The sequence below is a fragment of the Pantoea sp. EEL5 genome, from assembly GCF_049892805.1.
GTDB lineage: Bacteria > Pseudomonadota > Gammaproteobacteria > Enterobacterales > Enterobacteriaceae > Pantoea > Pantoea ananatis.
Genome location: NZ_JBNDNJ010000001.1, coordinates 507705 through 533181 on the forward strand (window position 1 = coordinate 507705; position 25477 = coordinate 533181).

General features: G+C 54.6%; 23 protein-coding genes. 16 read left to right on the forward strand and 7 right to left on the reverse strand.

Going from position 1 to position 25477, the window contains the following annotated elements; genetic code table 11:
* Positions 1-124 precede the first annotated feature (124 nt).
* Complete coding sequence (locus ACPXSQ_RS02415) at positions 125-313, reverse strand: hypothetical protein (protein WP_014606238.1); 189 nt, start codon at positions 311-313, stop codon at positions 125-127.
* Between the two features lie 220 nt (positions 314-533).
* Here ACPXSQ_RS02415 and mntR point away from each other — a divergent pair, with 220 nt between their 5' ends.
* From mntR to ACPXSQ_RS02445, 6 genes are all read left to right on the forward strand, one after another.
* Positions 534-992 (forward strand): manganese-binding transcriptional regulator MntR, encoded by a 459-nt coding sequence (gene mntR, locus ACPXSQ_RS02420; protein WP_013025174.1) that lies wholly within the window; start codon positions 534-536, stop codon positions 990-992.
* Between the two features lie 24 nt (positions 993-1016).
* Complete coding sequence (locus tag ACPXSQ_RS02425; protein ID WP_013025175.1) at positions 1017-2126, forward strand: SLC13 family permease; 1110 nt, start codon at positions 1017-1019, stop codon at positions 2124-2126.
* A gap of 142 nt (positions 2127-2268) precedes the next feature.
* Positions 2269-3414, forward strand: a complete 1146-nt coding sequence (locus ACPXSQ_RS02430) for an HlyD family secretion protein (protein ID WP_015700686.1) — start codon at positions 2269-2271, stop codon at positions 3412-3414.
* Complete coding sequence (locus tag ACPXSQ_RS02435) at positions 3411-4979, forward strand: DHA2 family efflux MFS transporter permease subunit (RefSeq protein ID WP_013025177.1); 1569 nt, start codon at positions 3411-3413, stop codon at positions 4977-4979. The genes ACPXSQ_RS02430 and ACPXSQ_RS02435 overlap by 4 nt, the downstream gene beginning before the upstream one ends.
* Position 4980: 1 nt before the next feature.
* On the forward strand, positions 4981-6507 hold the full coding sequence (locus ACPXSQ_RS02440; RefSeq protein WP_015700684.1) for an efflux transporter outer membrane subunit: 1527 nt from the start codon (positions 4981-4983) through the stop codon (positions 6505-6507).
* A gap of 698 nt (positions 6508-7205) precedes the next feature.
* The gene (locus ACPXSQ_RS02445) at positions 7206-7607 is read left to right on the forward strand and encodes an H-NS family nucleoid-associated regulatory protein (RefSeq protein ID WP_014606234.1); all 402 of its coding nucleotides are present in this window, start codon (positions 7206-7208) and stop codon (positions 7605-7607) included.
* Between the two features lie 102 nt (positions 7608-7709).
* Here ACPXSQ_RS02445 and ACPXSQ_RS02450 read toward each other — a convergent pair whose 3' ends face one another.
* A complete protein-coding gene (locus ACPXSQ_RS02450; protein ID WP_015700682.1) occupies positions 7710-7835 on the reverse strand; it encodes a hypothetical protein in 126 nt (41 codons plus the stop codon).
* A gap of 95 nt (positions 7836-7930) precedes the next feature.
* On the opposite strand from ACPXSQ_RS02450, the gene ACPXSQ_RS02455 reads away from it, so the two are divergent.
* Entirely contained in the window at positions 7931-9523 is a 1593-nt protein-coding gene (locus tag ACPXSQ_RS02455; RefSeq protein WP_014606233.1) for an ABC-F family ATPase, read from the forward strand.
* A 145-nt stretch (positions 9524-9668) separates the two neighbouring features.
* Here the strand turns inward: ACPXSQ_RS02455 and moeB are convergent, their stop codons facing one another.
* The gene (gene moeB, locus ACPXSQ_RS02460; RefSeq protein ID WP_013025181.1) at positions 9669-10427 is read right to left on the reverse strand and encodes a molybdopterin-synthase adenylyltransferase MoeB; all 759 of its coding nucleotides are present in this window, start codon (positions 10425-10427) and stop codon (positions 9669-9671) included.
* Positions 10428-11663 carry a molybdopterin molybdotransferase MoeA gene (gene moeA, locus ACPXSQ_RS02465; protein WP_014606232.1) on the reverse strand — a complete coding sequence of 412 codons (1236 nt, stop codon included), beginning with the start codon at positions 11661-11663 and terminating at the stop codon, positions 10428-10430.
* Positions 11664-11881: 218 nt separating this feature from the next.
* Between moeA and ACPXSQ_RS02470 the strand changes: the two genes are divergently transcribed.
* The 6 genes from ACPXSQ_RS02470 (at position 11882) to ACPXSQ_RS02495 (ending at position 18722) form a co-directional block, all read left to right on the forward strand.
* Positions 11882-12841 (forward strand): isoaspartyl peptidase/L-asparaginase family protein, encoded by a 960-nt coding sequence (locus ACPXSQ_RS02470; protein ID WP_013025183.1) that lies wholly within the window; start codon positions 11882-11884, stop codon positions 12839-12841.
* Positions 12792-14714 carry a dipeptide ABC transporter ATP-binding protein gene (locus ACPXSQ_RS02475; protein WP_237734470.1) on the forward strand — a complete coding sequence of 641 codons (1923 nt, stop codon included), beginning with the start codon at positions 12792-12794 and terminating at the stop codon, positions 14712-14714. Before ACPXSQ_RS02470 ends, ACPXSQ_RS02475 begins: the two co-directional genes overlap by 50 nt.
* A 51-nt stretch (positions 14715-14765) precedes the next feature.
* Positions 14766-16301, forward strand: coding sequence for a glutathione ABC transporter substrate-binding protein GsiB (gsiB, locus tag ACPXSQ_RS02480; protein ID WP_013025185.1), 1536 nt, complete (start codon positions 14766-14768; stop codon positions 16299-16301).
* A 143-nt stretch (positions 16302-16444) separates the two neighbouring features.
* On the forward strand, positions 16445-17371 hold the full coding sequence (gsiC, locus tag ACPXSQ_RS02485; RefSeq protein WP_014606229.1) for a glutathione ABC transporter permease GsiC: 927 nt from the start codon (positions 16445-16447) through the stop codon (positions 17369-17371).
* Positions 17371-18276 carry a glutathione ABC transporter permease GsiD gene (gene gsiD / locus ACPXSQ_RS02490; protein WP_013025187.1) on the forward strand — a complete coding sequence of 302 codons (906 nt, stop codon included), beginning with the start codon at positions 17371-17373 and terminating at the stop codon, positions 18274-18276. Before gsiC ends, gsiD begins: the two co-directional genes overlap by 1 nt.
* Positions 18273-18722: a DUF4385 domain-containing protein gene (locus ACPXSQ_RS02495; RefSeq protein WP_014593286.1), complete on the forward strand. Its 450-nt coding sequence runs from the start codon at positions 18273-18275 to the stop codon at positions 18720-18722. The genes gsiD and ACPXSQ_RS02495 overlap by 4 nt, the downstream gene beginning before the upstream one ends.
* On the opposite strand, the gene rimO is transcribed toward ACPXSQ_RS02495, so the two are convergent.
* Positions 18719-20047, reverse strand: a complete 1329-nt coding sequence (gene rimO, locus ACPXSQ_RS02500; RefSeq protein WP_013025189.1) for a 30S ribosomal protein S12 methylthiotransferase RimO — start codon at positions 20045-20047, stop codon at positions 18719-18721. The two genes, ACPXSQ_RS02495 and rimO, sit on opposite strands and share 4 nt — an antisense overlap.
* Positions 20048-20423: 376 nt before the next feature.
* On the opposite strand from rimO, the gene ACPXSQ_RS02505 reads away from it, so the two are divergent.
* Together ACPXSQ_RS02505 and ACPXSQ_RS02510 are read left to right on the forward strand one after the other, a co-directional pair.
* Complete coding sequence (locus ACPXSQ_RS02505) at positions 20424-21059, forward strand: carbonic anhydrase (RefSeq protein WP_013025190.1); 636 nt, start codon at positions 20424-20426, stop codon at positions 21057-21059.
* A 223-nt stretch (positions 21060-21282) separates the two neighbouring features.
* Positions 21283-22419 (forward strand): PQQ-dependent sugar dehydrogenase, encoded by a 1137-nt coding sequence (locus ACPXSQ_RS02510; protein WP_019106174.1) that lies wholly within the window; start codon positions 21283-21285, stop codon positions 22417-22419.
* 1 nt (position 22420) lies between these two features.
* On the opposite strand, the gene ACPXSQ_RS02515 is transcribed toward ACPXSQ_RS02510, so the two are convergent.
* Positions 22421-23077 carry an HAD family hydrolase gene (locus ACPXSQ_RS02515; RefSeq protein WP_014593287.1) on the reverse strand — a complete coding sequence of 219 codons (657 nt, stop codon included), beginning with the start codon at positions 23075-23077 and terminating at the stop codon, positions 22421-22423.
* Between the two features lie 272 nt (positions 23078-23349).
* Between ACPXSQ_RS02515 and ACPXSQ_RS02520 the strand changes: the two genes are divergently transcribed.
* Positions 23350-24552 (forward strand): serine hydrolase, encoded by a 1203-nt coding sequence (locus tag ACPXSQ_RS02520; protein WP_013025193.1) that lies wholly within the window; start codon positions 23350-23352, stop codon positions 24550-24552.
* Between the two features lie 30 nt (positions 24553-24582).
* On the opposite strand, the gene ybjG is transcribed toward ACPXSQ_RS02520, so the two are convergent.
* Positions 24583-25188 carry an undecaprenyl-diphosphate phosphatase gene (gene ybjG / locus ACPXSQ_RS02525; protein WP_013025194.1) on the reverse strand — a complete coding sequence of 202 codons (606 nt, stop codon included), beginning with the start codon at positions 25186-25188 and terminating at the stop codon, positions 24583-24585.
* Between the last annotated feature and the right edge of the window lie 289 nt (positions 25189-25477).

A 25477-nucleotide genomic window follows, 5' to 3' on the forward strand; every position in this document is an offset into this window, starting at 1 on the left:
TGTGCAAACGGGCGACAGCAAAAGGCAAATCGTGCGCGAATGGCACAGCCAGACAGCGAAAAAAAAGGGCGAGCAGCCGGAAGATGGCACCTTCAGGCTCGCAGCCAGAAGGCGTTATCAACGATTAGCCGCGCCAGATCAGTTTCTGGCAGTGGCGTTCTTCAGGTTCGTGACCCAGGAGTTTGTTGATCAACATCAGGCGCAGCGTAAAAGGGGAACGCGTCAGCAGGCACCACCAGGATTTCATACCTGATGTAGATTTTTCTGCCTGAAAGCATTTGCCGCAGTCGATGCAGCTTTTCAGGGTGCTCATAACATCACCTCCCAATTAATTTAACGCAACGGTAAGCAGACTGGCCTAATCGTGCTTTAATGCACCACTCTGTTTACATTATCAACAAATATAGCATTGGCTATATCGTTTAGCCAAGGCTAACGACGAAAAATTTGAGCTTATTTGCGCCTGGTTTACAATGAGCGCAGCTAAATCCATACGGCAGGGCTGGTGTGGAAAAAAATAAAGAGGAAGCTGAATGAGTCGTCGTGCCAAAAGCGTGGTTTCTGCCCCGCAAGGACCACTAAAAGATATTGAAGAGCATGTCGAAGGGTTTCGGCAGGTGCGCGAGGCGCATCGCCGTGAGCTGATTGATGATTATGTTGAGCTAATCTCTGATTTAATTGGTGAATTTGGTGAAGCACGTCAGGTCGATATGGCGGCGCGCCTGGGGGTTTCGCAACCCACCGTCGCAAAAATGTTAAAGCGATTAGGTACCGCCGGGCTGGTAGAGCAGGTCCCTTATCGTGGTGTCTTTTTGACACGTGAAGGCGAAAAGCTGGCTGAAGAGAGCCGCGCCCGCCATCATATTGTTGAAACCTTTCTGTTAGCGCTTGGCATCAGTCCGGAGACGGCACGGCGCGATTCAGAAGGCATTGAACATCACGTGAGTGATGAAACCCTGGCTGTATTCCAGAAATTTTACGAAAACAATTAACCCTCAGGTAAGGCGCCGGACATCATGCCCATCGTGCTTCGCTCATTTTTGCATGACCATATATTGCACTTGTTAGTCGTTGTTGGGGTTGTTCTGCTGTTTCTTGCTGACTATCGCTGGCCGGATCTTCCCGCCGCGGTGGACTGGCATACCATCATTACCCTGAGTGGATTACTTATCCTCACAAAAGGGTTAGAAACCAGCGGGTATTTTGATGTTCTCGGGGCCAGGTTAATTGCGCGCTTCAAACACGAACGCACGCTGGCACTCTTTATGGTGCTGGCGGCGGCGCTGCTGTCGACCTTCTTAACCAACGATGTGGCGCTGTTTATTTTGGTGCCGCTGACGCTGACGTTACGCAAATTTTCGCATTTACCTATCTCGCGCCTGATTATCTTTGAAGCGCTGGCGGTCAATGCCGGTTCGCTACTCACCCCGGTGGGCAATCCACAAAATATTTTGCTGTGGAGCCACGGCTCTTTGAGCGTGGGCGGTTTTATCTTGCAAATGACGCCGCTGGCCGCCTGGCTGCTGCTGAGCCTGATGGTGGTGACCTGGTTCAGCTTTGCCAAACGCACGATTGACAAGCACGAGACCAGCGAAGCTCACAGCTGGCAGAAACCCCTTTTTGCTGTCAGTGTCGTGCTGTATCTGCTTTTTATTGCCGCGCTGGAATGGCATGTAACCGGTTGGGCCCTGTTGCTGATTATGGTGTGTTTCCTGATTATGGCGCGTCAGGTCTTGCTCAATATCGACTGGAGCCTGCTGGTGGTCTTCATCGTGATGTTCCTGGATGTCTTCTTACTGACGCGTTTACCGGTCGTTCAGGCGCATTTCGATGCCATTACGCATCTGGGCAAAGGCGAGCTTTATCTGCTGGCCATCGGTCTGTCCCAGGTCATCAGTAATGTGCCGGCCACCATCCTGCTACTGCAAAAAGTGCAGCCGACAGAAGTGCTTGCCTGGGCGGTCAATATTGGTGGCTTTGGTTTGCTTCCCGGCTCGCTCGCTAACCTTATTGCGCTACGAATGGCCAAAGATCGCGCCATCTGGTGGCGTTTTCATCTCTTCTCCGTGCCCTTACTCGCCTGGTCAATGCTCACGGGTTGGCTGTTGCTGAAACTGGTCGCCTGACTCAGACACATCCTGCCGCGGTGCAGGATGTGCTGCCTTTCTCAAGTTACGTAAAGTTGTACTGGATTTTGTCAGTTTTCGATCTAATGTTTAGTGGACTTTCTACGCCCAGGACAGAGGGCCTTAGCCAGCGACGGACACTATGAGCGAGAACAACAACCGCGATTCACATCAGGAAGACGCAGAAAACGCGCCAGATAAAAACAGCCAGCCACATGACAATCAGGATCATGACGACGAAAAGCCGCGCAAACGCCCCGGCAAAAAACCGTTAATCATCCTGGCCGTTGTCGTGGTGGTCATGCTAATCGTGGCCTTTTTCTTCTGGTTTACGACCCGTAACGAAGAAACCACTGACGACGCCTTTACCGAAGGCAATGCGGTCACCATCGCCGCAAAAGCGTCCGGCTATGTTGTTAAACTGCTGGTTAACGATAACCAACGCGTCAGGAAGGGCGATCTGCTGGTTGAAATCGACCCGAGTGACAATGAGGCCCAGCGTGCTCAGGCTAAAGCCCAGTTGGGTCTGGCCACGGCACAGCTGCATCAGGCGCAGGCGCAGTTAGCGCTCTCTCGTGTTCAGTATCCGGCCCAGCGCGATCAGGCGCTGGCCGATCAGGCGAAAGCCGAAGCCAACTACATGAACGCCCAGGCGGACTACCGGCGCCAGCGTGGCGTCGATCCGCGCGCCACCAGCCAGCGAAACATCGACTCGGCATCTGCACAGCTCCGTTCTGCGCAGGCACAGCTGCAAAGTGCAAAAGCCCAGGTGGAAGTGGCCTCGCAGGTTGCCCTGCAAATCCGTCAGCAGGAAACCAATGTTGAAGCGCGTCAGGAGCAGGTTGAGCAGGCTAAAGCGCAGCTCAACGTGGCTGAGCTAAACCTCTCTTACACTCAGGTTCGTGCGCCTTACGATGGCTTTGTCACGAAGCGCAATGTCCAGATGGGCACGCTGGTCCAGGCGGGAAGTGCTCTGTTCTCGCTGGTTTCTCCGGACATCTGGATCACCGCAAACTTTAAAGAGTCTCAGCTTGAGCGAATGAATCCCGGCGACAAAGTGGCAATCAGCGTAGACGCCTGGCCAGACATGAAGCTGGAAGGGCATGTCGACAGTATTCAGATGGGCACAGGATCGCGTTTCTCCACCTTCCCGTCTGAGAATGCCACGGGTAACTACGTGAAAATTGTCCAGCGTGTTCCGGTGAAAATCGTGATTGATAAAGGGCTGGATCCAAACCGACCGCTGCCACTGGGATTATCGGTTGAACCGAAGGTAACCGTGGAATGAGCGAATCGCAGAGCTGGAAACCCGCCAGTAACCCCTGGCTAGTGGCCATTACGGTCACGCTGGCGGTATTTATGGAAATCCTGGATACCACCATCGTTAACGTGGCCCTGCCGCACATCGCGGGTTCACTCTCTTCCAGTTACGATGAATCAACCTGGGTATTGACGTCGTATCTGGTAGCGAACGGTATCGTGCTGCCCATCTCTGCCTTTTTCAGCCGTCTGTTTGGCCGCAAACAGTTTTTTTTAATCTGCATTGTGATGTTTACCATCTGCTCCTTCCTGTGCGGTATTGCCACGGAACTCTGGCAAATTATTCTGTTTCGCGTCCTGCAGGGCTTTTTTGGCGGCGGGCTGCAGCCGGTACAACAGTCGGTGCTGCTCGACTACTTCAAACCCGAAGATCGGGGCAAAGCGTTTGGCCTTTCTTCCATCGCGATTATCGTTGCGCCGGTTATTGGCCCGACGCTGGGTGGCTGGATCACCGATAATTACAGCTGGCGCTGGGTATTCTTTATTAATATCCCGGTCGGCGTGCTGACCATCATGGCCATTTTACCCTTGCTGGAAGATCCGCCGTGGGAGCGTAAATGGGCCAAGGGCAAACTCAAGATCGACTATATCGGCATCAGCCTGATTACGCTCGGCCTGGGATGTTTGCAGGTCATGCTGGATCGTGGCGAGGATGAAGACTGGTTCGCCTCGCATTTTATCGTCCTGTTTGCCGTGCTGGCGCTGGTCGGGATCGTGGGGGCCATTTACTGGCTGATGTATGCCCGTAAACCGGTCGTTGACATTCTGGTCATGAAAGATCGCAATTTCTGGGTCGCCGGTTTATTAATGGCCGGCATGGCGATGATACTTTACGGCAGCTCGGTGGTTCTGCCCCAGCTGGCGCAGCAGGATCTCGGTTACACGGCGACCTGGTCGGGACTGGTGCTGTCTCCCGGCGCGGTGTTGATCGTCTTGACCATCCCGCTGGTCTTGAAACTGATGCCGGTGGTGCAGACCCGCTACATTATTGCCTTTGGTTTTAGCTGCCTGGCGCTGGCCTTCTTCTATTCGGCGTCCTTAACGCCTGATGTCGATTTCACGACGCTGGTCATGATGCGCAGTGCGCAGTCAATTGGCCTGGGCTTCCTGTTCGTGCCGCTGACTACCATTGCCTTTATTACGATTCCCCAGCGCCTGAATGCGGACGCCTCAGCCCTGTTCACCATGTTCCGTAACGTAGCGGGTTCGATTGGTATCTCGTTGTCCACCGCGGCGATTACTGAACGGGAGCAGGCGCGTTCGGCCCATATGGTGCACAACATGACGCCGCTGAACGAACAGTTCAACATCACCGTTCAGCACTGGGCACAGGCGATTCGCGACTTCACTTCTGCGGTGGGCGATCCCGTTACGTTGGCAACGGGTCAGCTCTACAAAGAGATGATTGTCCAGTCCCGCATTCTGGCTTATATCGACGTCTTTTCAGGCTTGAGTATCGTTGCCCTGATTTTGATTCCATTTTGTTGGCTGCTGTCGCCTGTCAAGAGCGAAGGCAGTGCAGGAGCACACTGACATGAAAGTTATGACTACGCATCGCCTGAATCCACTCAACCTGATGCTGTTGTTCGCCCTGACGGGCTGCAGCGTTGGCCCGGACTACCAGGCGCCAAAGCCCCAGCTCCCGGGCAGCTATCACGCGCTGGATTCACAGGAAACCTCAAGGCCGCAAACGTCAGCGGTGGATTCGCGCTGGTGGCGCAATTTCGGGGATCCTCAGCTCGATAGCCTGATTGCGCGCGCCATCGAAGGTAACCTCTCATTACAACAGGCTGTATTGCGCATTGCCGGGGCGCGCGAGCAGTTATCACAGGCGCAGGGCGGGTTGTTTCCCAGCCTTAACGGTTCAGCCAAAGTTACCCGTCAGCAGCTTGGCCTGGAAGGGCTACTGAAAGCCAACGGTGCCGACCAGCTCGACAGTAATGTCGCCAGCCAGCTGAACGGCCTGACACAGCCCGTCACGCTGTATCAGGGCAGTTTCGATGCCAGTTGGGAACTGGATCTGTGGGGCAAGGTGCGCCGCCAGATCGAGTCAGCGAATGCCCAACAGCAGGCGGCGATTGAGCAGCGCAACGACGCGCTGGTGTCGCTTGAGGCCGAAGTGGTGCGCGCGTGGTTACAGCTGCGTGGCGCGCAGGCAACGGTAAAAACGTTACAACAACAGATTGCGGTGGCGGATCAGACCTGGCAACTGACGGAAAGCCAACAGCGCAACGGCTTAGCGCCAGTCACGAATGTCGAAAATGCCCGCGCGCAGTTAAGCAGTCTGCAGGCGCAGTTGCCGCAGTATCAGGCACAAACGCGCCAGGCGATGAACGGGCTGGCCGTGCTGTTGGGCAAAACGCCGGGCGCGCTGGATGCCGAGTTAAGCGAGCCGAAAGCGCTGCCTGCACTGCCTGCGTTTGTTTCTGTGGGCATTCCTTCCACACTGGCGCGACGTCGTCCGGATATTCGTCAGGCAGAAGCCACACTGCATGCACAGACCGCCGAGATTGGCGTGTCTGTTGCGCAGCTATTCCCCAGCCTGTCGCTGACCGGTCAGTTGGGCGTGCGTAACACTGACGTCAGCTATCTTGATAACTGGAGCAGTCATTTCTACAGCGTGGGACCGTCGTTATCTATTCCCATCTTCCAGGGAGGAAGGCTGGTTTCCAGCGTCAGGCTGGCGCGGGCGCAACAGGCCAGCGCGGCACTGAACTACCGTCAGACGGTGCTGACTGCCCTGCAGGATGTGGAAAATGCCCTGGTCAGTTACCGTGCCGATCAGCAACGGGTAACGGCACTGGATGAAACGACTGGCGCGCTGCAGCGTACCTTCGATCTGGCCAGTGACAGTTATCGTCAGGGATTATCCACTTTCCTCGAGGTGCTGGATGCACAGCGCCAGCTGGCGCAGGCGCAGGAACAGGCGACCCAGGCGCGCATGCAAAGCGGGCTGGATCTCGTCGCCCTGTATAAAGCCTTAGGGGGCGGCTGGGAGACCTACCAGAACGTGCAGTTGCCGCAGTACGATGTATTTGGTCCCGCCACGCCGGTGAACTAAGCGTTCAGGCCGTGCCCCCTGTTAAAAGGGCGCGGCCTGACAATCCGCTCTACTGATACCCATGATTTATTATTTATGCGTTTTATCGTCAAATAAAAATCATCAAACGCCTCATGTTACTCTGTCGAACTCGCCGCCCAACGACGCTCCGCTATTTATCTTTTACGCCCGACGTTAAGAGAAGGAATCACGTCCTCGCCGAAGTAGCACTCACCGGGTCTGTAAACGCGCGCGTATTTTTTTACGTCAGAGAAACGCAGGAACGCGCGATACAAACGCCGGAATGATAAAAAAGCATCCCGATATTGTCCCGGGTAACCGGATAACTTTGCCGTTATATGCAGGTTAATTTTGTGAGCGGCAGAGCGGCCGTGGTGAGAAAAACAGACGGGAAGGCAGGGAATTTAATGCAAATTCTTTAAAGACGATAAAATAATCGACCGGAGCGTTATAAAGTTTTGGGGTGGATTCATGCAGCGTGCGTAATCAATGAAATCGTTTACATTGTGCAAGGATAGCAGGCGTTTAGTGTTAATTCGTGGTTAATAATCTCTCCACATAAGGATTCTGAATACTTCACGGCCATTTAAAAAAACACTCGGAATTATCTGTAGTAATAAATTAATTTATTTTTTTATTTGAATTAGGTAGTCTTGTCGCTACAGTTTAATTAAACCCCCTTAATCAAGGATATTGTGATGAGTGACGCATTTAAAGTTCTAAACAACATTCGCACATTACGTGCCCAGGCTCGTGAACTGCCACTGAGCGATCTGGAAGAGATTCTTGAGAAATTGACCGTCGTTGTGACTGAACGCCGTGAAGAAGCTCACGCTGAAGAGCAGCAGAATCGTGAAAAAGAAGAGAAGTTATCTAAATATCGCGAAATGTTGCTGGCTGACGGCATCGATCCTAATGAATTATTAGGTGCCCTGGAGCAGGGTAAAAAACGCACTAAGCGTGCGCCGCGTCCGGCTAAATATTCTTACACCGATGAAAACGGCGAGAAAAAATCATGGACCGGCCAGGGCCGCACCCCAGCAGCTATTAAAAAAGCGCTGGATGAAGGTAAAAGCCTGGACAGTTTCCTGATCGATTAATCGACACAATCCTTGTAAGCGGTAGCCGGGTGCATTTATGTTCCCGGCTTTTTTTATTTAAAAAACCCTGCGTGCCGTTTCCCTGTTTACGATCTCCACACGTTAATTAATCTCGTCGTGCGTGACGGCAACGTCTGTGGCATGCGTGGCAACCCGATGCGACCTGCGCGCCAGCTGCAGGAAACCGTGCAGGACGATAATTAAAAGTTGCGCGTTTTCAAGGGACACTCAGGCAATCCTTGCCGGAGACTGGCGTGCGCTACGTCACATCTGGCATAATAGCCGCCGTTTTTCCATCCACTCTCTTCACTAAGGTCAACGCCGTGTTAGTTAGCAGCAATATCACCATGCAGTTTGGCAGCAAGCCACTGTTCGAAAATATCTCCGTAAAATTTGGCGGCGGTAATCGTTACGGTTTAATCGGTGCGAACGGCAGCGGAAAATCCACCTTCATGAAGATTTTGGGTGGCGATTTGGTGCCATCAGGCGGCAATGTCTCTTACGATCCTAATGAACGTATTGGTAAATTACGTCAGGATCAGTTCGCCTTCGAAGAATATAGCGTGTTAGATACGGTCATCATGGGGCACCATGAATTATGGGAAGTGAAGCAGGAACGTGACCGTATTTATTCCTTACCTGAAATGACAGAAGAGGAAGGCTACAAAGTCGCCGACCTTGAAGTGCTGTATGGTGAAATGGATGGCTACAGCGCTGAACCGCGCGCCGGTGAATTATTACTGGGCGTCGGTATTCCGGTAGAGCAGCATTATGGCCCAATGAGCGAAATTGCCCCGGGTTTTAAATTACGTGTTCTCCTGGCTCAGGCATTGTTTTCCAACCCGGATATTTTGCTGCTGGACGAACCGACTAACAACCTGGATATCGATACTATTCGCTGGCTGGAGCAGGTCCTCAACGAACGCGACAGCACCATGATTATCATTTCGCACGACCGTCACTTCCTCAATATGGTCTGTACCCACATGGCTGATTTGGACTACGGCGAACTGCGTGTTTATTCTGGTAATTATGATGAATATATGACCGCTGCCACCCAGGCGCGTGAGCGACTGTTATCGGATAACGCCAAGAAAAAAGCACAAATTGCCGATCTGCAATCCTTTGTCAGCCGTTTTAGTGCTAATGCCTCTAAATCACGTCAGGCGACATCGCGTGCGAAACAGATGGACAAAATAAAGCTGGAAGAGGTAAAAGCCTCCAGTCGTCAGAACCCGTATATTCGATTCGAACAGGATAAGAAACTGTTCCGTAATGCGCTGGAAGTCGAAGCGTTGACGAAAGGGTTTGATAACGGTCCGCTGTTTAAAAATTTAAATCTGTTGCTGGAAGTGGGCGAAAAGCTGGCGATCCTCGGCGCTAACGGTATTGGTAAATCCACACTGTTAAAAACGCTGGTCGGTGAACTGACGCCGGAAAGCGGCAGCGTTAAATGGTCTGAAAACGCGAAGATTGGTTATTATGCCCAGGATCATGCAGACGATTTTGCTAACGACCTGACGGTATTTGACTGGATGAGCCAGTGGAAACAGCAGGGCGATGATGAACAGGCCGTGCGTGGGATTCTTGGCCGCCTCCTGTTTTCACAGGACGATATTAAAAAACCGGCTAAGGTGCTGTCCGGTGGGGAAAAAGGTCGGATGCTGTTTGGCAAGCTGATGATGGAAAAGCCCAACATCCTGATTATGGATGAGCCGACAAACCACCTTGATATGGAATCCATTGAGTCATTAAACATGGCGCTGGAAATGTATGAAGGTACGCTGATTTTTGTATCTCATGACCGTGAGTTCGTCAGTTCACTGGCGACGCGAGTGATGGAAATCAAAGCCGATCGCATTGTGGACTTTACCGGTAATTATGAAGATTACCTGCGTAGCCAGGGCATCGTCTAACGATAACGGGGTAGCGATGGCTACCCCGTTATCGTTTGGGTCCGTGCGTCAGGGTGGATTGCCTGCGGCGATCCGGCTTAAAGTCCTTTCTTTACCTGACCTGTAGCCCCCTCCGCTTTACGCATGAACCCTATCAATTAACGGCTCAGTCATGATGTCCGCAGACTTCACAATGGGGATCCTGCGCGACCTTCAGGGTACGAAACTCCGCGCTCAGCGCATCGTACATCAGCAAACGTGAGCGCGCAGGTGAGCCGAAGTGCGTCAGCAGCTTCAGGGTTTCCATCGCCTGCATCGCACCCACCACGCCCACCAGCGGCGCCATTACGCCGGCCTCCACACAGCTCAGAACCTGGGCGCCAAACAGCCGGCTGATGCAGCGATAACAGGGCGTATCGGGTTGCCAGTCAAATACGCTGAGCTGGCCTTCCATACGAATCGCCGCGCCTGAGACCAGCGGCACTTTCAACTGGTAGCATAACCGGTTAATTTGCTCGCGCACCGCCACATTGTCCGTGCAGTCCACCACCACCTGCTGCCGGGCAATCAGGGCGTTGAGCGCCTCATCGTCCAGTTGACCCTGCACAGCCTGTAACTGGCAGTGAGGATTAATGGCGGCCAGCGTTTCCCGGGCGGATTCCACCTTGGCGCGGCCAATATCGGCATCGTAATGCAAAATCTGTCGCTGCAGATTAGAAAGTGAGACCGTATCAAAGTCCACTAGCGTAAGATTGCCCACGCCCGCTGCTGCCAGATAGGGCGAGGCCGCACAGCCTAAACCGCCCAGCCCGACAATCAGCACATGACTGGCTTTTAATCGTTCCTGACCGTCAAAGTCAAAACCACGCAATACAATCTGTCGGTTGTAGCGCAGCATCTCTTCGTGGCTCAGTTCGGGCAGCATTTACCCCTCCAGCAGCGTATTAAAGGGTTCGACATCCACCCATTCACCTGCTTCAACAGGGCCGCGATCGCGTTCCAGCACAATAAAGCAGTTGGCCTGAGAAAAAGAGCTGTAGACATGGGAGCCCTGCGCGCCGGTGCTGACAACCTCTGGTTCACCCTGGCTGTTTTGCCGCAGAACGCCACGCTGGAAATCCAGCCGGCCAGGCGATTTTTTCAACGCGGTTGCCGTGCGTACGCGCTGGCGGGGCGGCAGCGCGGCAGCCGTTTGTCCCGTCAGGGTGGACAGCAGCGGCTGCACCAGTTGATAGAAGGTCACTACGGCAGAAACCGGATTTCCGGGTAAGCCGCAGAACCAGCTGTTCGCCAGACGACCAAAAGCAAAAGGTTTACCGGGTTTCATCGCCAGCTTCCAGAAGCGAATCACGCCGAGTTCTTCCAGCATCGTTTTGGTGAAATCGGCTTCGCCCACCGAAACGCCGCCGGTACTGATGACTACATCAGCCTGGCGATCGGCTTCGGTAAAGGCCGCACGCAGTGCAGCAGGATCGTCTTTGATAATGCCCAGATCGATAACCTCGCATCCCAGCTTGTGCAGCATCAGCGAAATCGCAAAACGGTTGGTGTCATAGATTTGCCCCGCCGCTAACGGCTGGCCCACAGGCTGAAGTTCGTCGCCGGTGGAAAAAATCGCGACGCGCAGTTTACGCAGCACCCGCACGGTCGCGATCCCCAGCGAGGCCAGTAAGGGCAGTTCGGCAGCACCCAGACGCACGCCCGCCGCCAGCACCTGATGGCCAGCCCGAATATCGTCACCCGTCAGCCGGATATTTTGTCCGGCGTTGACCGGGGCGGTGATAATCACCTTCTCATCCTGCAGACGGGTTTCCTCCTGCATAACGACCGCGTCACAACCGGCAGGTACAGGGGCACCCGTCATTATTCTGATCACGCTACCCGCGGGCCATTCACCGCTAAACGGGGCCCCGGCAAAGGCTTTACCTGCAACCGGTAGAGGCTGGTTACTCTCAATATCAGCCAGCCTGACGGCGTAACCATCCATCGCCGAGTTGTTGAAAGGGGGAACATCGATCGGTGACGTGACCGCGCAGGCAGTAATGCGCCCGGCCGCGTCTGGCAGGCTCAGCTCAAGCGAGTCTGTGATGGGCGTTAGCGACGCCAGCATCTTTTGTTGCGCGTCCTCAAGGGAAATCAGTCCGGCAGTAAAGCTTTCCATTCTATTCTCAGCTTGTCTGTTGCAAGGGCTGTCTATTATGGTGACTTTTCCCTTCAGAGTCACATCGGCATAAGGCACAACGAAAGGTTATTAGCGCATTGTCAGTTTCCGCTTTACAACCTATAGCGGGCTTTCTATATTCAAAAATGGTCCAAACCGAGTTAAAACCATTCAAAATCAGTGTTTTTCCTTCTGATGCAACCACAGGGTAACGCAGTATGGCTAAAGCAGCGATCGCCATTCATGGCGGTGCGGGGGCAATTACCCGTGCCGCCATGAGCGCAGAAAAAGAGCAGGCATACCGACAGGCGCTTTACGACATTGTGACGCACGGGCAGAGCATGCTGGCTCAGGGGGCTTCTGCGCTGGATACGGTGACTGAGGCGGTGCGCAGGCTTGAGGAGTGCCCGTTATTCAATGCAGGTAAAGGCGCGGTGTTTACGCGGCAGGGCACCCATGAACTGGATGCCTGCATCATGGATGGCCGGACGTTACAGGCCGGCGCAGTGGCGGGCGTATCGCGTATACGCAATCCGGTGCTGGCGGCCCGCGCGCTGTTGGAAAACAGCCCGCACGTGTTGTTGGCGGGCGAGGGCGCTGAAGCGTTTGCCCGGGCACAAGGCCTTGAGCAGGTTGAACCTGATTTCTTTTCTACGCCTGAACGTTGGGAGCAACTGCAGCGCGCGCTCGGCAGCGATACCGCGCTGTTGGACCATGATGGTGCGGCCCAGGGCGGCGATCCCCTTGATCCGGACCGTAAGTTCGGCACGGTGGGCGCGGTTGCGCTGGACAACGACGGCAATCTCGCCGCCGCCACCTCTACCGGCGGGATGACCAATAAACAGGTTGGCCGCATTGGCGACTCGCCCTTACCCGGTGCGGGTTGCTATGCCAGCAACGACAGCGTTGCGGTGTCCTGTACCGGCACCGGAGAAGTGTTTATCCGCACGCTGGCCGCTTACGATGTGGCGGCGCAGATGCGCTACGGTGGACGCACGTTACAACAGGCCAGCGTGAATGTTATTCACGACAGCGTGCTGGAGTTAGGCGGCAGCGGCGGGCTGATTGCAGTTGATCGTGAGGGCAACGTCGCGCTGCCTTTCAACAGCGAAGGCATGTACCGGGCTTATGCCCGCACAGATGAGGCCGCAGAGGTGGCAATTTACCGTGAAAGCTAATCGTGAGGCCCTCCACAACAGCCTGTCTGGCACAACAGTATTGACCGACGAGCAGGTGCTGGCCGTACGCGATCTTAACGTGCGTTTTGAAAACGATGGCGTAGTCACCCAGGCTGTACGCCATCTTTCCCTTGACGTCTACCGGGGTAAAACCCTGGCCCTGGTGGGCGAATCTGGTTCGGGCAAGTCAGTGACCTCGCTGGCGTTGATGCGCCTGATTGAGCAGGCCGGCGGAGACGTCAGCGGCGAGATCCTGTTGCGCGGTCGTAACGGCGAGGTACGGGATCTGATGCGCATGCCGCGCGGTCAGATGCGGCAGGTGCGCGGTGCCGATATGGCGATGATCTTCCAGGAACCCATGACGTCGCTTAATCCGGTGTTCTCTGTTGGTGAGCAGATTGCCGAATCCATTCGTCTTCATCAGGGCCAATCCCACGCCGGGGCGCTGGCAGAAGCGCGTCGCATGCTCGACAGGGTACGTATTCCCGATGCGCAAAAGATTCTGCGCCGCTTTCCCCACCAGCTCTCGGGCGGCATGCGTCAGCGCGTAATGATTGCCATGGCGCTGTCATGTCAACCTGCGCTGCTGATTGCAGATGAACCCACCACCGCGCTTGACGTGACGATTCAGGCGCAGATTCTGCAACTGATTCGCGAACTGCAAAAAGAGATGCGGATGGGGGTGATTTTTATCACTCACGATATGGGCGTAGTGGCTGAAATGGCTGACCGGGTACAGGTGATGTACCGTGGCGAAGTGGTGGAAAATGCCGAAACGGCTCAGCTGTTCAGTGCGCCCTGCCAGGCTTACACGCGCGCCCTACTGGCCGCCGTACCGGCGCTGGGTGCCATGCGGGGCCAGCCGCTGCCCGCCAGGTTCCCGCTGATTGGCAGCGATGACGAACCGGCAGTACCACAGAATACCGTACGCCACGATCGGCCACCGATTTTACAGGTACGCAATCTGGTCACGCGGTTTGATATCCGCTCAGGGTTATTTAACCGGGTGAAAAGTCGGGTACACGCGGTCGAGAATGTCAGTTTTGATCTCTACGCAGGTGAAACGCTGGCGCTGGTAGGGGAGTCCGGATGCGGAAAATCCACCACCGGACGCTCCCTGCTAAAGCTGGTTGCCAGCCAGGGCGGCAGTATCACCTTTAACGGTCAGCGCATAAACGATCTCTCCGGTCCTGCTCTGGCCCATCTGCGGCGCGATATTCAGTTTATTTTTCAGGATCCCTATGCGTCGCTGGACCCTCGCCTGACCGTCGGCTTCTCTGTTATGGAGCCACTGCTGGTCCACAAGGTGATGCCGCGCCATGAAGCAGAGCAGCGCGTCGCGTGGTTGCTGGAAAAGGTCGGGTTATTGCCGGAGCATGCAAGGCGCTATCCCCATGAGTTCTCCGGCGGCCAGCGGCAGCGTATTTGCATTGCGCGGGCGCTGGCGCTGAACCCGAAAGTGGTGATTGCCGATGAGTCGGTTTCGGCGCTGGATGTGTCTATTCAGGCACAGATTATTAACCTGATGCTGGATTTACAGCGCGAGTTTGGCATCGCATTTTTGTTTATTTCCCATGACATGGCGGTCGTTGAGCGCATCAGCCATCGTGTTGCGGTGATGTATCTTGGACAAATCGTCGAGATGGGGCCGCGTCAGGCGGTGTTTGAACGCCCGCAGCATCCTTACACCAAAAAGCTTATGGCCGCCGTGCCGATTGCCGATCCGTCGCAGCGGCAGCGCGAGCGCAGTTTATTGGTCGATGAGATCCCCAGCCCAATTCGTTCATTGGGCGACGAACCCGAAACGGTTTCGCTGATGGAAGTCGCGCCCGGCCATTTCGTGGCACGTCACGCCAGCGCGCGACCTGAATAACTAAGCCGTCGCTACGGCGACAAATCAGACAGGGATAACAAGGAGAAGACAATGCAGATAACGATGCGAAAAGGCTTACTGGCAGCGGGCGTACTCAGCAGTGCAATGGCGTTACCCGCCTGGGCCGCACAGGATGCGGTCATTGCCGTGGCCTCTAATTTCACCACCCTCGATCCCTACGACGCTAACGATACGCTGTCGCAGGCGGTCGCAAAGTCGTTCTATCAGGGGCTGTTCGGCTTTGATAAAGACATGAAGCGCATCAACGTTCTGGCGGACAGCTACCAGGTGAGCGAGGATGGTCTGACCTATACGATTAAACTGCACTCCGGCGTGAAGTTTCAGGATGGCACCGACTTTAATGCCGAGGCGGTGAAGGCCAACCTCGACCGTGCCAGTAATCCCGATAATCATCTGAAACGCTATAACCTGTTCAAATATATCGCCAGCACGGAAGCCGTCGATCCTGTGACGGTAAAAATCACGCTCAAACAGCCTTTCTCGGCCTTTATCAATATTCTGGCGCACCCGGCCGCCGCGATGATCTCGCCCGCTGCGTTGAAAAAATATGGTAAGGAGATTGGGTTCCATCCGGTGGGAACCGGGCCGTTTGAATTCGTCACCTGGAACCAGACCGACTTTGTTAAGGTAAAAAAATGGGATGGCTACTGGAAGAAGGGCTATCCAAAACTCGACAGTATCACGTGGCGTCCGGTGGTGGATAACAACACCCGTGCGGCCATGCTGCAAACGGGCGAGGCGAACTTTGCATTCCCGGTGCCCTACGAGCAGGCCAAACTGCTGGAGAAAAACAGCAAGCTTGACGTGGTGGTCTCGCCCTCGATCATGCAGCGCTATATCAGCCTGAACGTGACACAAAAGCCTTTCGATAATCCCAAGGTGCGTGAGGCGCTGGAATACGCGATTAATCGTCAGGCCCTGGTCAAAGTCGCGTTTGCCGGTTATGCCACACCGGCTACGGGTATTGTGCCGCCATCGATTGAGTACGCTCAAACCTATCCGCCCATTCCCTATGATCCTGCCAAAGCAAAAGCGTTGCTGAAAGAAGCCGGCTATCCGAACGGGTTTGAAACCACGCTCTGGTCCTCTCACAACCACAGTACGGCACAGAAAGTTCTGCAGTTTGTGCAGCAGCAGCTGGCACAGGTGGGCGTTAAGGTGAAGGTTACCGCCATGGATGCGGGACAGCGCGCGGCGGAAGTGGAAGGCAAAGGTCAGAAAGAGAGCGGCGTACGCATGTTTTATACCGGCTGGTCTGCCTCCACCGGGGAAGCTGACTGGGCATTAACGCCGCTGTTTGCCACCACCGCCTGGCCGCCAGCGATCTTTAATACTGCCTTCTACAGCAATCCGAAAGTCGATAAGGATCTGGCCGATGCGTTGAAAACCACCGACAGCAAGCAAAAAGCCGAACTCTACAAAGATGCGCAGGATACGATCTGGAACGATCATCCCTGGATTCCACTGGTGGTGGAGCAGTTGGTTTCAGCCCACAGCAAAAACCTGAGTGGCTTTTATATGATGCCGGATACCTCATTTAGTTTTGACGATGCCGAGCTGAAGTAACCCGGCGGACCCGTTCAGGTTGACGCGAGGGGGCACGGCCCACAGCCAAACCTGAGCGGGCCGTGTAATGCCCGCTTTTGCCGTGTGTGCTGAAGCGGGCGGGCAGGCCAGCCGCGACGGCTAGCGGCTGTGTAGGATCTGACATGTTTAACTATTTTCTGAAACGACTGCTGGGCCTGATTCCCACGCTGTTTATCGTGGCGGTGCTGGTGTTTATGTTTGTGCACTTACTGCCAGGGGATCCCGCACGCCTGATTGCCGGCCAGGAAGCCGATGCCTCCGTCGTCGCGCTGGTACGCCAGGAGTTGGGGCTGGATCAACCGCTGCCACTGCAGTTCTGGCACTTTGTCGTCAATGCCCTACAGGGGGATTTTGGCCAGTCGCTGGTGTCGAGGCGGCCGGTTTCACAGGAAATCGCCACCCGCTTTATGCCAACCTTATGGCTGACCTTAGTTAGTATGGTATGGGCGGTGATCCTGGGAATGGCGATTGGCATTGTTTCTGCGGTGTGGCGTAATCGCTGGCCGGACCGCCTGGGCATGACGCTGGCGGTTTCGGGCATTTCCTTTCCGGCGTTTGCCCTTGGCATGCTGCTGATGCAGGTGTTTTCTGTCCAGCTGGGCTGGCTTCCCACGGTGGGAGCCGATAGCTGGCAGCACTACATTTTGCCTTCCGTTACCCTGGGGGCGGCCGTCGCCGCCGTCATGGCGCGTTTTACCCGGGCCTCTTTTGTTGAGGTGATGCAGGAAGATTACATGCGCACCGCGCGCGCGAAAGGGGTGCGTGAATCCGGCGTGGTGATTAAACACGGATTACGGAATGCCATGATCCCGGTAGTGACCATGATGGGCCTGCAGTTTGGTTTCCTGCTGGGCGGGTCGATTGTGGTGGAGGTGGTGTTCAACTGGCCGGGGTTGGGGCGTCTGCTGGTGGATTCAGTGCAGATGCGTGACTATCCGGTCATTCAGGCGGAGGTGCTGCTGTTTTCGCTGGAGTTTATCCTGATTAACCTGTTTGTCGATATGTTGTATGCCGTCATTAACCCGGCGATTCGCTTTAAGGACACCTGATGAAAAACTGGCGACGGGAAGCGGCATTAAAAAGTATGCCGCTGTTAAACGGCAACCGGGTGAGAACACCGTGGCGCGAGTTCTGGCGGCGCTTTCGCCATCAGCCCGTGGCGTTGCTGGCCGGTCTCTTCGTGCTGGTGCTGATTGTGTTGGCATTCACGGCACCGGCCATTGCGCCGTTCGACGCTGAAAATTATTTTGACTATGACCGCCTGAATGACGGGCCTTCCCTGATGCACTGGTTTGGCGTGGACTCACTGGGCCGCGATATTTTCAGCCGCGTACTCGTGGGCACCCGAATTTCGCTGATTGCCGGTTTTGTCTCCGTGGCAATAGGCGCGTTTATCGGCACCCTGGCGGGCCTGCTGGCGGGCTACTACGAAGGCTGGTGGGACAGGATAACCATGCGCGTTTGTGACGTACTGTTTGCCTTTCCCGGTATTCTGCTCGCCATTGCCGTGGTGGCCATTATGGGCACCGGTATCAGCAACGTGATTATCGCCGTGGCGATCTTCAGTATTCCAGCGTTTGCCCGTCTGGTGCGCGGCAATACGCTGGTGCTGAAACATCAAACCTATATCGAGTCTGCACGCAGCATCGGGGCATCCGACTGGACGATTATCCTGCGCCACCTGTTGCCAGGGACGGTATCGTCCATTGTGGTGTACTTCACTATGCGCATCGGTACCTCGATTATCACGGCGGCAAGCCTGTCATTTTTGGGACTGGGCGCGCAACCGCCCACGCCGGAGTGGGGTGCCATGCTCAACGAAGCGCGGGCCGATATGGTCATTGCGCCGCATGTGGCGATTTTTCCGGCGCTGGCCATTTTTTTTACGGTTTTAGCCTTTAATTTACTTGGCGACGGGCTACGTGACGCACTTGATCCTAAACTTAAGACATGAAACCTTTTGATTATGACCAGGACTTCAGCACCATCGATTTTCGCAAGCAGCCTGAGCGTTATCAGGTGGGGCGCGGAGAGCAGGGCGTGCTCATGGTCCAGCCTTATAAGGGCGAGATCTTACCGCACTGGCGTTTTCGTACCGTTGAGGTTGCCAAAGCTTCGGCAGAAGAAATCATGGCGCTGTTCGAAGCCTATCGCCAGCAGGATGATTTTGTCGGCATGGACATGGCACGCAAATTTATCCAGATGGGTTATACCCGCGCGCGTCGCTACAGCAACCACAAGGGCGGACGGAAATACGATGCCCAGGGGAAGGAATTGCCCTGGGGCAGGGACGAAGAAAAGGCCGCTGCGGCGGCCATTTTCAAAGCATACTGGGACAAGCTACGTGCTGATGATGACTACCTGGCGCGCAAAAAAGCGCACCAGCAGAAGTACGGTTAAGCGCGGCTGGCCCACAAATCGTATTCGTCTGCGTGTTCCACCTTCACGCGCAGGACATCACCCGGCTTAACGTTGCTCTCGCCGTTCAGGTAAACGGCGCCGTCGATTTCTGGCGCATCAGCCATGCTACGACCAATCGCACCTTCTTCATCGACCTCATCAATGATGACCATAATCTCGCGTCCCACTTTTTCCTGCAGGCGTTCAGCAGAGATCTGCTGCTGCAACTGCATAAAGCGGTCGTAACGCTCTTGCTTAACAGCTTCATCAACCGGATCGGGCAACTGGTTCGCCGTTGCGCCTTCGACCGGGCTGTACTGGAAACAGCCTACGCGATCCAGACGGGCTTCTTTAATGAAGTCCAGCAGCATCTGGAAGTCTTCTTCGGTTTCACCGGGGAAGCCAACGATAAAGGTTGAGCGCAGGGTTAACTCAGGGCAGATTTCACGCCAGCGCTTAATGCGCTCCAGCGTCCGTTCTACTGCGCCAGGACGTTTCATCAGTTTAAGAATGCGTGGGCTGGCATGCTGTAACGGAATATCGAGATACGGCAGAATTTTGCCTTCAGCCATCAGCGGAATAACGTCATCAACGTGGGGATACGGATAGACGTAATGCAGGCGGACCCAGACGCCGAGTTTGGCTAACTGCTCACACAGGCTGACCATGCTGGTTTTTACCGGCGCACCGTTCCAGAAGCCCGTCCGGTGCTTCACGTCCACGCCGTAGGCCGAGGTATCCTGTGAAATCACCAGCAACTCTTTCACACCGGCTTCAACCAGACGTTTCGCTTCATCCAGTACTTCACCAATGGCACGGCTGTCGAGATCGCCACGCATCGAAGGAATAATGCAGAAGGTGCAGCGATGGTTACAGCCTTCAGAAATCTTCAGGTAGGCGTAATGGCGCGGCGTCAGCTTCACGCCCTGTTCCGGCACCAGGCTCAGGAACGGGTTGTGCTGCGGCTTAGGCACGTAGCGATGCACATGCGACAGCACCTGTTCATAGCTGTGTGGACCTGTAATCTCCAGCACCTTCGGATGCACCTCACGAATTTGATCGACTTTGGCGCCCAGACAGCCGGTCACGATGACCTTACCGTTTTCGTTCAGGGCTTCACCGATCGCTTCCAGAGATTCCTGGACGGCGCTGTCGATAAATCCGCAGGTGTTAACAATAACGATTTCAGCATCGTCATAGCGTGGTACCACCTCATAACCCTCGGTGCGCAGTTCCGTCAGGATGCGCTCTGAGTCGACAAGGTTTTTTGGACAGCCGAGCGAGACAAATCCGACGCGCGGCGGCAGTGTATTGGTAGTGGACATAAGGTGGTTTCCGGTTCAGCACAGCAATGGCGCGCGATTTTACCTGTGTTGTGATGAAAATTGTAGCGTTATCTGTAAGGGATTAGTTAAGCGTAAAGTAACGCAAAAACCCGTAAAGGTCTGCACCCATCGCCCGGGGTCGGACGGCAGAACACGAGGGCAACCGAAAGTCAGTAACTCACCGTTGTGTAAAAGAATTTCTAATAAACACCGAATAATCAGGTGGATAAATATTAAACATCTTTAACTTTACGACAGCGATTTTGGTCACATTCTAAGTTGATATTTGCTTGTTTTCATTAATAATGAATCGCTTAACCAGTACTGAAGGCGTCGTTTCTTCAGATCATGACGTGGACAATGTGAGAGCAAAATAATGAAAGAGATCATCAACGGGTTTCTGAGTTTTCAGCAGACAGTCTTTCCCGAAAGAAAGGCGCTTTTTAAAAGTCTGGCATCTAATCAGAATCCAAAAGCGCTGTTTATCTCTTGCTCAGACAGCCGTCTGGTGCCGGAACTCGTTACTCAGCAGGAACCCGGACAGCTGTTCGTCATCCGTAATGCGGGCAACATTGTGCCCTCTTTTGGTCCGGAACCGGGCGGCGTGTCAGCGACAATTGAGTATGCCGTAATGGCGCTGGGGGTTTCTGACATCATTATCTGTGGTCACTCAAACTGTGGCGCGATGAACGCTATCGCCTCCTGTGCCTGTATGGATTCTATGCCAGCCGTCGAGCACTGGCTGCGTTATGCCGATGCGGCAAAAGCGGTGGTTGAGCAGCGTGAATACGATTCGCCTGAGAAGAAGCTCAACGAAATGGTGCAGGAAAACGTGATTGCCCAGCTGAACAACATGAAAACCCACCCGTCAGTTTCGGTCGGGTTACGTCAGGGCAAGCTGCGCCTGCACGGCTGGGTGTACGATATTGAGAGCGGTACGATTCTGGCGCTGACGCCAGGCGGTAAAGAGTTTATCTCACTGGCGGAAAATCCCGATACCTGTTTCGAATAACCGCTTCCGCCCGCTATCTTACTGCGGGCGGTCTCTTCTCTTCACGATCACTTTTCGGGCGGTCTCTTCTTTTCTCTTCACGATCCCTTTTCGGTCGGTTTTCCCAGCGCATGCCATTGCCCATCCTGCTGCCAACGCCTTGTTTAATCTTTTGTAAATCCTTTACTGCATTCCAGACGGTCTGACTACGCTTAACAGCACTGCACGCTGTCAGGAGAAGACTATGGTTCGTATTCCGACCCCGTTGTTATTGAGTGGCGCATTACTCTTTTCCAGCCCGCTGTGGGCGAGTGACCTTAAGGTTGAGGTGCTTCAGGATAAGCTGGATCACCCCTGGTCTGTGGCGTTTTTGCCCGATAATCAGACGTTGCTGATTACTGAACGATCCGGCCAACTGCGCAGCTGGCGACCTGACAGCGGCTTGTCCGAACCGATTCAGGGCGTGCCAAAGGTCTGGGCGCAGCGTCAGAGCGGACTGCTGGACGTGGTGCTGGCCCCCGATTTTGCCCAGAGCCGCCGCGTCTGGCTCAGCTATACCGAAGCGGACAGCAACGTCAAGGCGGGCGCCGTAGTGGGCTACGGTAAACTCAGCCCTGATAACCGCCAGTTAACCGATTTTCATGAGGTGATTCAGCAAACGCCGCGCCTCTCAAGTGGCAATAATATCGGCACCCGGCTGGCCTTCGATCGTCAGGGCTTTTTATGGATTGCCTTTGGCGACAACTTTGTCAGCAGTGCCGCACAGGACCTCGATAAACTTCAGGGCAAGCTGCTGCGTTTGAACGCGGACGGCAGCGTGCCAAACGATAATCCCTTCGTCAATAAACCCGGCGCGCGCCCCGAAATCTGGGCCTATGGTTTACGCAATCCTCAGGGGCTGGCACTGAATCCCTGGACTCAGGTGATGTGGGAAAGTGAGCATGGTCCCCGCGGTGGCGATGAGGTAAATATTATTCAGAAGGGCAAAAATTATGGCTGGCCGCTGGCAACCTACGGCATTGATTACAACGGCAGTAAGGTGCCGGAATCCAAAGGCACGCATGTGGCAGGCACGGAACAGCCGGCGTTTTACTGGAAAGTCTCGCCAGCGATCAGCGGTATGGCGTTTTATAACAGCGCACGTTTTCCACAGTGGAAAAATTCGCTGTTTATTGGCGCGCTGAAAGAGAAGAACCTGATTCGGTTGCATATCAACGGCGAGAAGGTCGTCGAAGAACAACGGTTGCTGGACGGGCGCAATGAGCGCATCCGCGATGTCCGTCAGGGGCCCGATGGCTATCTCTATTTACTGACGGATGAGGCTAACGGTAAATTGCTCAGGGTTGGGTTGACGCAGGACGCCAGCGCGTCCCGCGGTTAACTCAGCGAGCCCAGTGGCAGACCTGCCAGCCGCGCTTTTCGGCTTCCTGTAACAGCGGTTCCGCCGGATTAATTACGTGTGCATAGTCGGCCTGCGCCAGCATGGGCAGGTCGTTCATGGAATCACTGTAAGCCCAGGTGTGCGCATAGGTTTCGGCAGGGCGCGCGGCTTTCCATTCTTCTACCCGCTTCACTTTGCCATGCTGAAACGTCAGGGTGCCATAGGTGTTGCCGCTGTAACGTTCGTCCACCACTTCGACACCAATGGCCAGGGCCCCGCAGGCACCGAGCTGGCTGGCGATAGGATTCACCAGATGTTCGCCGCTGGCGGAGATCACGATAATTCTGTCACCGCGCGCCTGATGCCAGTCAAGTCGCGCCCGGGCTTCCGGGTAAACGCGCGGCATGATATCACGGTGGATAAAGCGTCGAACCCATCCTTCCACCGTCATCGTCGCCATGCCGGTCAGCGGGGAAAGGGTTTTATGCATGTACTCATCAATCGACAGCGTCCCGGCATAATATTGACGCATTAATTCCTGTTCTTCATCAATCAGGTCACTAGAGGCAAAGCCTTGTGAGACCAGCCAGCGTAGCCACAGGCCGGTACTGTCCTCACTAATCAGCGTTTCGTCCAGATCAAACAGGGCTAGATCCATAGGGGTTCTCCTCAATTGAATAAAGTCAGGGTAACCCAGTTTTGTGACGGCCTTAACTTTCTGATTAAAAAATCAGAATTTAGCGCATTTTTATGTGCGACATTCGTGCGGGAAAATGGCACGCGCGCGGCACGCTTGCCAGGGTTAATCTACTAAAATCTATAAAACTTTACGATTAAGCGGTTTTTTTCATTGACGCCAGCGGGTAGCGTTCTCACAGAAGGTGTTAAGCCTTTGACTCTCGTTTTACTAAGGACAATCCGGCCAAGCCCATGACAAATACTTGCTTTTCATCTCACCTGCGGCGTATTGCTGCAACCTCTTTGCTACTCGTTGCGCCAATGGCTGTTTTCGCGGAACAGGCACCGGCCGCCCCTCAAATTGACGCCAAAGCCTGGATTTTAATTGACTACGCCAGCGGCAAAGTGTTGACCGAATCCAATGCCGATCAGCGACTCGATCCCGCCAGCCTGACAAAAATGATGACCAGCTATGTGGTTGGCCAAGCAATCAAATCCGGCAAAATTAAACCTGACGACATGGTAACAGTGGGGCAGGATGCCTGGGCTACCGGCAATCCTAAACTGCGGGGCTCTTCTCTGATGTTTCTGAAGCCCGGCGATCGTATCCCGGTGCATGAGCTGAACAAAGGGATTGTGATCCAGTCCGGGAACGATGCCTGCATCGCGCTGGCAGACTATGTTGCCGGCAGTCAGGATTCCTTTATCGGTCTGATGAATAACTATGTGAAAGCGCTTGGCCTGAAAAACACCCACTTTATGACGGTGCATGGTCTGGATGCCGACGGACAGTACAGCACCGCGCGGGACATGGCGCTGATTGGGCAGGCGCTGATTCGGGATGTGCCGGAAGAGTACGCCCTGAACAAGGAAAAAGAGTTTACCTTTAACAATATTCGTCAGATGAACCGCAACCGTCTGCTCTGGAGCAGCAATCTGAAGGTGGATGGGATTAAAACCGGCCACACTTCTGGCGCGGGAAATAATCTGGTCGCTTCAGCCACCGAAGGCGATATGCGACTGATCTCGGTTGTGCTGGGCACCGCCAGCGATGCCATTCGCTTCCGGGAAAGTGAAAAATTACTGACGTGGGGCTTCCGCTTCTTTGAAACCGTGACCCCAATTAAAGCGGGTGCGCCTTTTGCCCAGCAGCGCGTCTGGTTTGGCGAACACAATCAGGTCAACCTGGGCGTGGAAAAAGACGCGGCACTGACCATTCCTAAAGGGCAGATGAAAAACCTCAAAGCCAGCTACAGCCTGACATCGCCGCAGCTTGAGGCGCCGTTGAAGAAAAATCAGGTCGTGGGCACCATTGATTTTCAGCTGGACGGTAAAACGATCGAACAACGTCCGCTGGTGGTGCTGCAGGATGTGCCGGAAGGCGGCTTCTTCAGCCGCATCATTGATTTCGTCATGATGAAATTTAATGGCTGGTTCGGGAAGTGGTTCAGCTAAAAACAGGGGACGCCGTGGCGTCCCTTTTTTTTAACCTTGTGTCCAGCCTTTACGAATCGGTAAAGCGAACAGCGCCCGATAGAGCGGGTTGATGATATTGAGCAGGCGTTCGCCATACAGTTGCCAGGCAAGGTGTGACGCCAGGCAACCCAGCATTCCCACCAGAAAACCGCCCAGCATATCCATTGGCCAGTGAACCCCAAGGTAAACACGGGACCAGGCGATTGCGGTGGCGACCACCATCAGAATGATGCCCGACCAGAGCCGATGCCAGAACAGGAAAGCCAGCGCAAAGGTGAAAATCGTGGTGCCGTGATCGCTGGGATAGGAGTCATCGGCCGCGTGCGCAAGAAACTGATGACCAAAATTGATCGCGAAAGGGCGCGGATGCGGTAACAGCTGCCCAACGCACCAGGAGATGGCGAGCGCGTACAGCAGCGCAATGCCGGTTTTTAATACCAGCACACGTTGTGAGGCAACCCGATCGCGCGGTCCCCACAGCCACAGTGCCACAATCAGCAGCGGAACGATGGCGATTAAGTCTCTGGCGATGAAGATGGCAAGCTGCAATAACCAGTGAGGCGAATCCGGTGTTGCGTTAATTGCCATAAACAGGGTGCGGTTCAATTCTTCCATTACGGGATCGGTTCCTCTTACTGATGTTCAGATTCTCTCAATCCGGGAAAAAGGGCTTAAGCCAACGAGCGAAACCGGATTGAGTCTGTCGCATCTGCTAGCACATACTGCTAACAAAATAAGCTGCCTATCCTGCGTGCAGACGGTCGGAGAGTCCATCACAAGGTTCTTAATCTGCGTTAAGGTTGCAAAACGGTTTAAGTTTAATGATGTTTTAGTGTCCAGGCAGGGCGGGCAGGAGAAAGGCATAAAAAAACCCGCTGGGAAAAAGACCAGCGGGCTCCACAAT

What these genes read in the sequence shown, in the direction of transcription:
- ACPXSQ_RS02415 (WP_014606238.1), bottom strand. Translation starts at nt 313, where the DNA reads ATGAGCACCCTGAAAAGCTGCATCGACTGCGGCAAATGCTTTCAGGCA.
- mntR (WP_013025174.1), top strand. Translation starts at nt 534, where the DNA reads ATGAGTCGTCGTGCCAAAAGCGTGGTTTCTGCCCCGCAAGGACCACTA.
- ACPXSQ_RS02425 (WP_013025175.1), top strand. Translation starts at nt 1,017, where the DNA reads ATGCCCATCGTGCTTCGCTCATTTTTGCATGACCATATATTGCACTTG.
- ACPXSQ_RS02430 (WP_015700686.1), top strand. Translation starts at nt 2,269, where the DNA reads ATGAGCGAGAACAACAACCGCGATTCACATCAGGAAGACGCAGAAAAC.
- ACPXSQ_RS02435 (WP_013025177.1), top strand. Translation starts at nt 3,411, where the DNA reads ATGAGCGAATCGCAGAGCTGGAAACCCGCCAGTAACCCCTGGCTAGTG.
- ACPXSQ_RS02440 (WP_015700684.1), top strand. Translation starts at nt 4,981, where the DNA reads ATGAAAGTTATGACTACGCATCGCCTGAATCCACTCAACCTGATGCTG.
- ACPXSQ_RS02445 (WP_014606234.1), top strand. Translation starts at nt 7,206, where the DNA reads ATGAGTGACGCATTTAAAGTTCTAAACAACATTCGCACATTACGTGCC.
- moeB (WP_013025181.1), bottom strand. Translation starts at nt 10,427, where the DNA reads ATGCTGCCCGAACTGAGCCACGAAGAGATGCTGCGCTACAACCGACAG.
- moeA (WP_014606232.1), bottom strand. Translation starts at nt 11,663, where the DNA reads ATGGAAAGCTTTACTGCCGGACTGATTTCCCTTGAGGACGCGCAACAA.
- ACPXSQ_RS02470 (WP_013025183.1), top strand. Translation starts at nt 11,882, where the DNA reads ATGGCTAAAGCAGCGATCGCCATTCATGGCGGTGCGGGGGCAATTACC.
- ACPXSQ_RS02475 (WP_237734470.1), top strand. Translation starts at nt 12,792, where the DNA reads ATGCCCGCACAGATGAGGCCGCAGAGGTGGCAATTTACCGTGAAAGCT.
- gsiB (WP_013025185.1), top strand. Translation starts at nt 14,766, where the DNA reads ATGCAGATAACGATGCGAAAAGGCTTACTGGCAGCGGGCGTACTCAGC.
- gsiC (WP_014606229.1), top strand. Translation starts at nt 16,445, where the DNA reads ATGTTTAACTATTTTCTGAAACGACTGCTGGGCCTGATTCCCACGCTG.
- gsiD (WP_013025187.1), top strand. Translation starts at nt 17,371, where the DNA reads ATGAAAAACTGGCGACGGGAAGCGGCATTAAAAAGTATGCCGCTGTTA.
- ACPXSQ_RS02495 (WP_014593286.1), top strand. Translation starts at nt 18,273, where the DNA reads ATGAAACCTTTTGATTATGACCAGGACTTCAGCACCATCGATTTTCGC.
- rimO (WP_013025189.1), bottom strand. Translation starts at nt 20,047, where the DNA reads ATGTCCACTACCAATACACTGCCGCCGCGCGTCGGATTTGTCTCGCTC.
- ACPXSQ_RS02505 (WP_013025190.1), top strand. Translation starts at nt 20,424, where the DNA reads ATGAAAGAGATCATCAACGGGTTTCTGAGTTTTCAGCAGACAGTCTTT.
- ACPXSQ_RS02510 (WP_019106174.1), top strand. Translation starts at nt 21,283, where the DNA reads ATGGTTCGTATTCCGACCCCGTTGTTATTGAGTGGCGCATTACTCTTT.
- ACPXSQ_RS02515 (WP_014593287.1), bottom strand. Translation starts at nt 23,077, where the DNA reads ATGGATCTAGCCCTGTTTGATCTGGACGAAACGCTGATTAGTGAGGAC.
- ACPXSQ_RS02520 (WP_013025193.1), top strand. Translation starts at nt 23,350, where the DNA reads ATGACAAATACTTGCTTTTCATCTCACCTGCGGCGTATTGCTGCAACC.
- ybjG (WP_013025194.1), bottom strand. Translation starts at nt 25,188, where the DNA reads ATGGAAGAATTGAACCGCACCCTGTTTATGGCAATTAACGCAACACCG.